This window comes from Hyalangium sp. (assembly GCF_045802625.1).
In the GTDB taxonomy this organism is placed as follows: Bacteria; Myxococcota; Myxococcia; order Myxococcales; family Myxococcaceae; genus Hyalangium.
The window spans coordinates 115641-122807 of the sequence record NZ_JBJMQP010000124.1 but is presented as its reverse complement, the minus strand read 5'-3'; the positions used below and the strand labels follow the sequence as shown (position 1 = coordinate 122807).

At 69.9% G+C, this 7167-nt stretch carries 7 protein-coding genes; 4 read left to right on the top strand and 3 right to left on the bottom strand.

Translation table 11 applies throughout. The annotated features are described in order from the left end of the window. On the top strand, positions 1-215 hold a 215-nt coding region (locus tag ACJ8AT_RS23800), incomplete at its 5' end, for a transposase (protein WP_407740122.1). Positions 216-225: 10 nt separating this feature from the next. On the opposite strand, the gene ACJ8AT_RS23795 is transcribed toward ACJ8AT_RS23800, so the two are convergent. Continuing rightward, complete coding sequence (locus ACJ8AT_RS23795) at positions 226-678, bottom strand: DUF2381 family protein (RefSeq protein WP_407740121.1); 453 nt, start codon at positions 676-678, stop codon at positions 226-228. A gap of 255 nt (positions 679-933) precedes the next feature. Between ACJ8AT_RS23795 and ACJ8AT_RS23790 the strand changes: the two genes are divergently transcribed. The 3 genes from ACJ8AT_RS23790 (at position 934) to ACJ8AT_RS23780 (ending at position 4705) form a co-directional block, all read left to right on the top strand. Then, complete coding sequence (locus tag ACJ8AT_RS23790) at positions 934-2418, top strand: CoA-acylating methylmalonate-semialdehyde dehydrogenase (protein WP_407740120.1); 1485 nt, start codon at positions 934-936, stop codon at positions 2416-2418. A gap of 71 nt (positions 2419-2489) precedes the next feature. Beyond that, positions 2490-3830: a CapA family protein gene (locus tag ACJ8AT_RS23785; protein ID WP_407740119.1), complete on the top strand. Its 1341-nt coding sequence runs from the start codon at positions 2490-2492 to the stop codon at positions 3828-3830. Between the two features lie 515 nt (positions 3831-4345). After that, entirely contained in the window at positions 4346-4705 is a 360-nt protein-coding gene (locus ACJ8AT_RS23780) for an energy transducer TonB (protein WP_407740118.1), read from the top strand. A 6-nt stretch (positions 4706-4711) separates the two neighbouring features. Here the strand turns inward: ACJ8AT_RS23780 and ACJ8AT_RS23775 are convergent, their stop codons facing one another. Together ACJ8AT_RS23775 and ACJ8AT_RS23770 are read right to left on the bottom strand one after the other, a co-directional pair. Continuing rightward, positions 4712-5665, bottom strand: a complete 954-nt coding sequence (locus ACJ8AT_RS23775; protein WP_407740117.1) for a DUF1152 domain-containing protein — start codon at positions 5663-5665, stop codon at positions 4712-4714. A gap of 49 nt (positions 5666-5714) precedes the next feature. Further along, the gene (locus ACJ8AT_RS23770) at positions 5715-7022 is read right to left on the bottom strand and encodes a chloride channel protein (RefSeq protein ID WP_407740116.1); all 1308 of its coding nucleotides are present in this window, start codon (positions 7020-7022) and stop codon (positions 5715-5717) included. Positions 7023-7167: the final 145 nt, after the last annotated feature.

Below are 7167 nucleotides of genomic sequence, written 5' to 3'. Positions count from 1 at the left end.
TCGCTCAGCAGTCCGGGGTCGAGGTGGAGATCGTGAAACGCTCGGACCCTACGCCCGGGTTTGTGCTCCAGGCCAAGCGCTGGATTGTGGAGCGCACGTTCGGGTGGTTGAGCCGAGAACGACGCTTGGCCAGAGACTACGAGCGAACGGAGGAGTCCTGCGAAGCGTTCGTCTACCTGGGCATGATCCGGCTAATGCTGGGCCGCCTTGCCTGAGTGCCTTGGCTCAACACCCTCTGAGCTTGCGCTCCTTTTTCAGCGAGTCGTAGAGGGACGAGAGGACTGCGTTGTAGCTGTCGGGATCCTTGAACACGTTGACCTGCTGGTCGGTCCATCCCTCCCAACCCCCATCATCCTTGGTGAAAGGTGGCTTCAGGATGAATGGGATCTCGGTCCCGTCTACGAGCGTGACGAGTAGGGGCACCGCCTCATCGCGGTCAAGATCTCGGAGCGGCTCGATGACCACCTTCTTGCTCCCCACGAGGAGCGGCTCGAATCGCCCCTCCCACCCCAGCAGCTTCGTCTTCGCCGGATCGACGTCCTTCTCGAAGCGCAGAACGGTCGCCACCTGCCCGGACACGTAGATGGTTTCCGTCGACTGGCCAGGGTGCTCCGACAGCTTGAAGGTTCTGATCCTGCTCTTATCGTCCGGATTCCGGGCCAAGGCCACGGAAGCCACGAGGACGAGAAGCAGCGCACACCGGGAGGGCAGTACATTCCACATAGCACATGAAACCTACTGGATAGGTCTCCAGGCGTCCAACCTGGCCAGCAGGCTCATGGGAATGATGCGCAGCGTCATGGCTGCCATAGGGAGGCGCCGGGTTGAGTGGCGGACAGGCCCTCGGGGGCCTTCTTCCTGCGAGCGGTTGCGGATCAGCCGTGCGCCCGGGGTAGGATCCGCGAATTCACCGTGCCGCGCCCGGAGAGCCCCGTGTCTTTCGTCCAGCTTCCTGACAGTCCGATCATTGGCCGTAACCTCGTGGGTGGGGAGTGGGTGACGCCCAAGGGCGCCGCGATGCTCGATGTGCGCAGCCCCTACACCGGCGGCGTCATCGGCCGGGTCCCCATGTCCTCCGCCGCGGACGTGGGCCCCGTGGTGGAGGCCGCGAAGAAGGCCGCCGAGGGCTGGCGCGCCCTGGGCCTGAGAGACCGCACCGCGCGCATGCTGCGCTTCCGCATGCTGCTGGAGCAGAACCTGGACAAGCTGTCCAACTCGGCGGCGCGCGAGGCCGGCAAGACGGTGGCCGAGGCCCGCGCCGGAGTGCTCAAGGGCATCGAGGTGTGCGACTTCGCCCTCTCCATCCAGAACCTGGACGTGGGCGGGGCCATGGAGGTGAGCCGCGGGGTGAGCTGCGAGTTCAAGCGCGAGCCGCTCGGCGTGGTGGCCGGCATCACCCCGTTCAACTTCCCGGCCATGGTGCCGCTGTGGATGATCCCCAACGCGCTCACCGTGGGCAACGCCTTCATCCTCAAGCCCTCGGAGAAGGTGCCGCTCACCTCGCTCCTGCTGGGTGAGCTGCTGCTGGAGGCCGGGGTTCCTCCCGGCGTCTTCTCCATCGTCCACGGCGGCAAGGAGGCGGTGGAGGGCATCCTGGCGCACCCGGACATCCAGGCGGTGGCCTTCGTGGGCTCCACGGCCGTGGCCAAGCGCGTGTACACGGAGGGCACCGCACGCGGCAAGCGGGTGCTGGCGCTGGGCGGCGCGAAGAACCACCTCATTGTCGTGCCGGACGCGGACCCCCAGTTCACCCCGCAGGCGGTGCTGGACTCGTTCACCGGGTGCGCGGGCCAGCGCTGCATGGCCGCCAGCGTGATGGTGGCGGTGGGGAACGTGCAGAACCTGATCGACGACATGGCTCGCCGCGCCGCCGCGATCGAGGTCGGCGCGGGCATGGGCGCGCTGATTGATCGCGCGTCGCAGGAGCGGCTGGAGGCGGCCATCGCCAAGGCCGAGTCCGAGGGCGCCAAGCTGCTGGTGGACGGGCGCGGCAAGAAGCCCTCGGGCGCTGCGTGGGCGGGCGGCAACTGGCTGGGCCCCACCATCATCGACCAGGTGCGGCCGGAGATGGAGGCGGCGCAGAAGGAGCTGTTCGGTCCGATCATCTCCATCGTGCGAGTGCCCACGCTGTCGGCGGCGCTGGAGCTGCAGCACGCCTCGCCGTACGGCAACGCGGCCTCGGTGTTCACCACCAACGGCGCGGTGGCCCAGCACGTGGTGGACAACGCCCGGGCCGGCATGGTGGGCATCAACGTGGGCGTGCCGGTGCCGCGTGAGCCGTTCTCCTTCGGCGGCATCAATGACTCGCGCTTCGGCCACGGGGACATCACCGGCCCGGCCGGCGTCGAGTTCTGGAGCTACCTGAAGAAGGTGACGCGCAAGTGGACCGCGCGCACCGACGGCTCGTGGATGAGCTGATCCGGGGGAGACCCTGAGCGCGGGGCTCCCACCTTCCCGCGAGCCCGCGGGAGTGGACTAAGCTGGAGAGCGTGTTTGTTCCCGCCCTCCTGCTCGCTCCTCTGCTGTGCGCCACGGCTCCCGGGGCTCCGGCCCGCGTGGAGCTCGTCTTCGGCGGGGACGTGATTCCTCACGGCGAGGTGCAGAAGGTGGCGCAGGAGCACGCTCGCACCGCGCCGGCCGAGAAGGCGGGCGAGCCTCCGCGATCGATCAACAATGACGGGTGGGATCATGTCTTCGGTCCCATCACGGACGTGCTGCGCACGGCGGATGTGGCGGTGGTGAACCTGGAGACGCCCGTCACGGACAACCCGAAGGCGGTGACTCGGCAACTGCTGTTCAACGCGCCCTCGTCCATGGTGCGCGCGCTGGCGGCGGCGGGGGTGAAGCTGGTGTCCACGGGCAACAACCACGCGAGGGATCAACACCTGGAGGGCATGCTGGAGACGCTGCGGCACCTGGACGAGACGGGGCTGCGCCACGTGGGCACGGGGGCCTCGGAGGAGGCGGCGTGGGAGCCGGTGGTGATGGAGGTGCGCGGGGTGCGGTTGGGCTTCCTGTCCTTCACCCGGTGGCTGAATGGCTACAGCAACCCGAAGGATCCGGCGGAGGCGCACGTGGCCTACGTGCCCTATCCGGTGCAGGTGGCGCACCGGGGCGTGGCCGTGGAGCAGCTGGTGGAGCGCGTGCGCATGGCGGCGGCGCGGTGTGACGTGCTGATCGTCCTGGTGCACTGGGGCACGGAGTACGCGGGGCAGCCGAGCCTCGAGGATAAGAAGGTGGGGCGGGCGCTCATCGACGCGGGAGCGGGGGCGGTGATTGGGGGCCACCCGCACGTGCTGCAGCCGCTGGAGTCGTACACGACAGCGGAGGGGCGCAAGGGGCTCATCGCGTACTCGCTGGGGAACCTGGTGGCGAACCAGTCGCGGTTCTACGCGTACCAGCCGGGCAAGTCGGACAAGCAGGGGGACACGCGGGACTCGATGCTGCTGCGCGTGTCCTGGGTGCGGCGCGAGGAGGGTGGGGCGGTGGAGCTGGATGACGTCTCGGTGCTGCCGGTGTGGATCGAGAACAACGCGCGCACGCGCAAGAGCAAGGAGGCGCGCAACATCCAGCCGGTGCTCATCGACCGGGAGGTGGACGCCATCACCGAGCGGGTGTCGCTGCTGGACACGCGCCCCGAGCCGGCGAGCCGCAAGGAGAAGGCCCAGGCGAAGAAGGAGCGGGCCGTGCTGGCGCAGCGGCTGGCGACCCACAAGCTGCGGCGCGAGCGCATCCTGAAGATGCTGCCGGAGGGGTTCGAGGTCGCCTCACCGGAGCTGCGCCGCCGGGTGGACTCGGCGGAGAGCGTGGCGGTCCAATCCGCGCCGTGAGTGTTGAACGATGCCAGCACCCTCGTACAGCCCAGGCTGGACCCGGCACTGAGCGCGCCATGTCTGGGCGGTCTGCTCGCTTCATGGGCTTTCTGGGGGCTTCCGTGGTGGTGCACGGACTGCTCGCCGTGGCGCTGATGCATGAGGTGTCAGCTCCGTTGCCGGTGAGCCTCGGCATGCCGGGGGTGTCTTCCGCTCGAGCGGAGATGGTCTGGTTCGAAGGCGTGGGCAGGGCACCCAGCGCGCAGGTCCATGCCTCAGGGGTGGTGTCTCCTACGGTTGCTCCCGTCGCTCCACCGGCCACGCCGCGACGTGAGCCGATGCGGCAAGTGGCTCGGGCTTCCTCCGCGCCCGTGTCGACAGCCACTGCATCCTCGCGCGAGCCCGAGGCCTCCCCTGCGCCGGCTCTGGGCGCATCCGTCGCGCAGGCAGCAACCGGAGGAGAGGCGAAGGGGCCTTCAGGCGTCGAGTCGGCAGCGCCGGGGAGTGGGGCTGAGACCTCTTCGGGTGGTGGCTTGGGCTCTCGCGGCACCCCGGCTGCCGGTGACGGTGAAGCGAGCGGCAAGGCGCTCCCGGACCTGCGGGCCTATGCGCGGCGCCTGTCCGCGGTGGTGGCCCGCCAGCGCCGCTATCCGGCGAGCGCGGCCCGGCTCGGCATGGAGGGCACGGCCCAGGTGCAGCTTCACCTCCGCCGCGATGGCGCGCTCATGGAGCCGCCACGGCTGGTGCGCTCATCCGGGCAGGAGGTGCTCGACGCCGAGGCGCTCCGCATGATCGAGGCCGCCGCTCCCTTCGAGCCCATGCCCGAGAGTGCCTCGCGTCCAGACGCCGCGTTCATCATCCCCGTCGTCTTCTCGCTCCGCTCCGGGAACTGAGGGCGCTCAGAAGGGCAGCGCCTTCCACGGGCGGATGTTCGGGTGCTCCATGCGGAACTTCTCGATGGCGGAGGCCAGCTCCAGCGGGGACTCCGTCTGCCGGACCCGGTCCGCGTAGAGCAGGCGCCGCGCCACCGCATCGAGCTGGAAGACCCAGCACAGCCCCATGAGCGGGTTGATGAACAGCTCGCTGCCCTGCGTGCGGTGCGTCATGTGGTAATCGCCATAGCGGCCCTCGATGGCCGACAGCACCGAGGCGGAGACGATGCTCGGGTGGTTGGGCATGGCGCGGAACACCTCCAGCACCGCCTCGCGCCAGGCCTGCACCGAGGGCATCTCCCGGGTGAGCGAGAAGGCTCCGAGGAACCCTCCCTCCCACGTCAGCTCCGCCACCGAGCGCAGGAAGTCCGCGTGGCAGACCCCGTGGAAGGTGTCCACGCCGAAGCCCACGGACACCAGCAGCTTGCGTGGGCAGTCCACCGCGCTCGCGGAGAGGATGCTGGCCACGTCCTCCACGGGTGTGCCCAGCCCGGCCTCGTCTCCTCGCATCAGGCTGTCCGTGCCGCCGTCCACCAGCACCACCGCGTCGGGAGCCAGCTCCGCGGTGAGCGCCCGGTACGTCTCCGTGAGTGGCTTCACGCCGCTCCGCTCGAAGCAGTGGATGGATGTCTCCATGCCCTGGCGGCGGAGGAAGCGGCACAGGTGCAGCTCGGGGAAGTAGTGCTCCGGCCCGGTGGAGTCCGCCGTGACTTCCAGCCACGTGGGAGAGCGCCGGCGGCCCGTCGCCCGGCTCAGCCAGGTGAAGGACAGGTTGGCCAGGTGCACCTCCTTGCCCTGGGCTCGCAAGGCGAAGAAGAGCGGCAGGCCACAGAAGATGTCGAAGCCACCGCCCGCTCCCGCCAGCAGGATGCGGCGGGCGGGCGCGAGCGCTGCTCCCAGCGGAGAGTCGAAGACGTCCATGGGCCAATGCTACGTCAACCGCAGTCAGGGGCTCACGCCCGGGGGCTGATCAGCGCTTCGAGGGCTCCTGCCGCGTGGAGGGCTCCTGGGGCTGGGAGGGCTCAACGGGCAGCTCGCGCAGCGGGATGAGCCGGGACAGCAACGGTCCGCCGTGCTTGAGCCGCCCGATGCGCTGGGCCGGGTAGATGCCCCGGTGTCCCGTGAGCAGGTACGCCACCGTGGCGACGATGACCACGTGGGGCAGGACGCTCGCCCCCACCAGCTCCACGGCCATGATGGACAGGGCCAGCGGCGTGTTGGCCGCGGCGGCGAAGAGTGCCGCCATCCCCACCGCCGCGCCCAGGTCCACCGGCAGCCCCAGCCACCGCGCCAGCACGTTGCCGAGCGCCGCGCCGACGAAGAACAGCGGCGTCACCTCGCCGCCCAGGAAGCCCGAGCCCAGGGTGACGGCCGTGAAGAGCAGCTTCCAGGCGAAGGCCAGCTCCGGCAGATCCGGATCCACGAACGAGCGGACGATGGTGGGCACGCCCAGCCCCAGATACGCCGTCGTCCCCACCAGCTTCCACAGCCCCACCACCGCGAGCCCGCCCACCGCCATCCGCACCGGCAGCCATGGCACGCGCCCCTCCAGCAGCTTCTTCAGCCGGTGCGTCCCCTCGACGAAGACGATGGCCACCGCCGCCACCGCCACCGCGAAGACCAGCCACCGGGCCAGCACTCCGGCGGACAGCGCCAGCGCGGTGGGGGCCGGGTACACGGTGTGGACGATGCCCAGCCCGCGCGTGACGAGATCCCCCACCACCGAGGCCACCAGCGCGGGCAGCAGCGCCTCGTAGCCCATGCGCCCGACGACGACGACCTCCAGTCCAAACACGGCGCCCGCGATGGGCGTGCCGAACACGGAGCCAAAGCCCCCGGCGATGCCCGCGGCGAGCAGCTCCCGGCGCGTGTCCGGAGAGACTCGGAGCCGGTGGGCGAGGGCATCCGCCAGACTGCCGCCCATCTGCACGGCGGTGCCCTCGCGGCCCGCGCTGCCTCCGAAGAGGTGGGTGAGCACGGTGCCCAGCAGCACCATGGGGGCCATGCGCAGCGGAATCTGCTGATCGCCCTCGTGCACCGTGTCGATGACCAGGTTGTTGCCGCCCCGGATGGGCTGGCCCCACCTCGCGTACAGCGCGCCGATGACGAGCCCCGCCACCGGCAGCGTGTAGACGACGACCAGGTGCTGCTCGCGGAAGCGGGTGGCCTGATCCAGCAGGAACAGGAAGACCGCCGAGGCCACCCCGCACAGGACACCCACGAGGGCTCCGAGCAGCAGCCATTGCGCCAGCGAGCGGGCACTCCGGGAGAGGTTCACGGCCGCGGAGTGTAGCCCGGCCGGGCGCCCACGCACTGTTGCCTGAGCACCAGTCCCTGGCCCTCTCACACAGGTGGATGCTCCTGACACACGGACCCAGATTGCACCCCCATTCGCGTCTGTCCCCACGTCCTGAGAGGAGGCT

Excerpts from the sequence above, each read along its gene's own strand:
- ACJ8AT_RS23775 (WP_407740117.1), bottom strand. The coding sequence starts at position 5,665 with ATGGACGTCTTCGACTCTCCGCTGGGAGCAGCGCTCGCGCCCGCCCGC.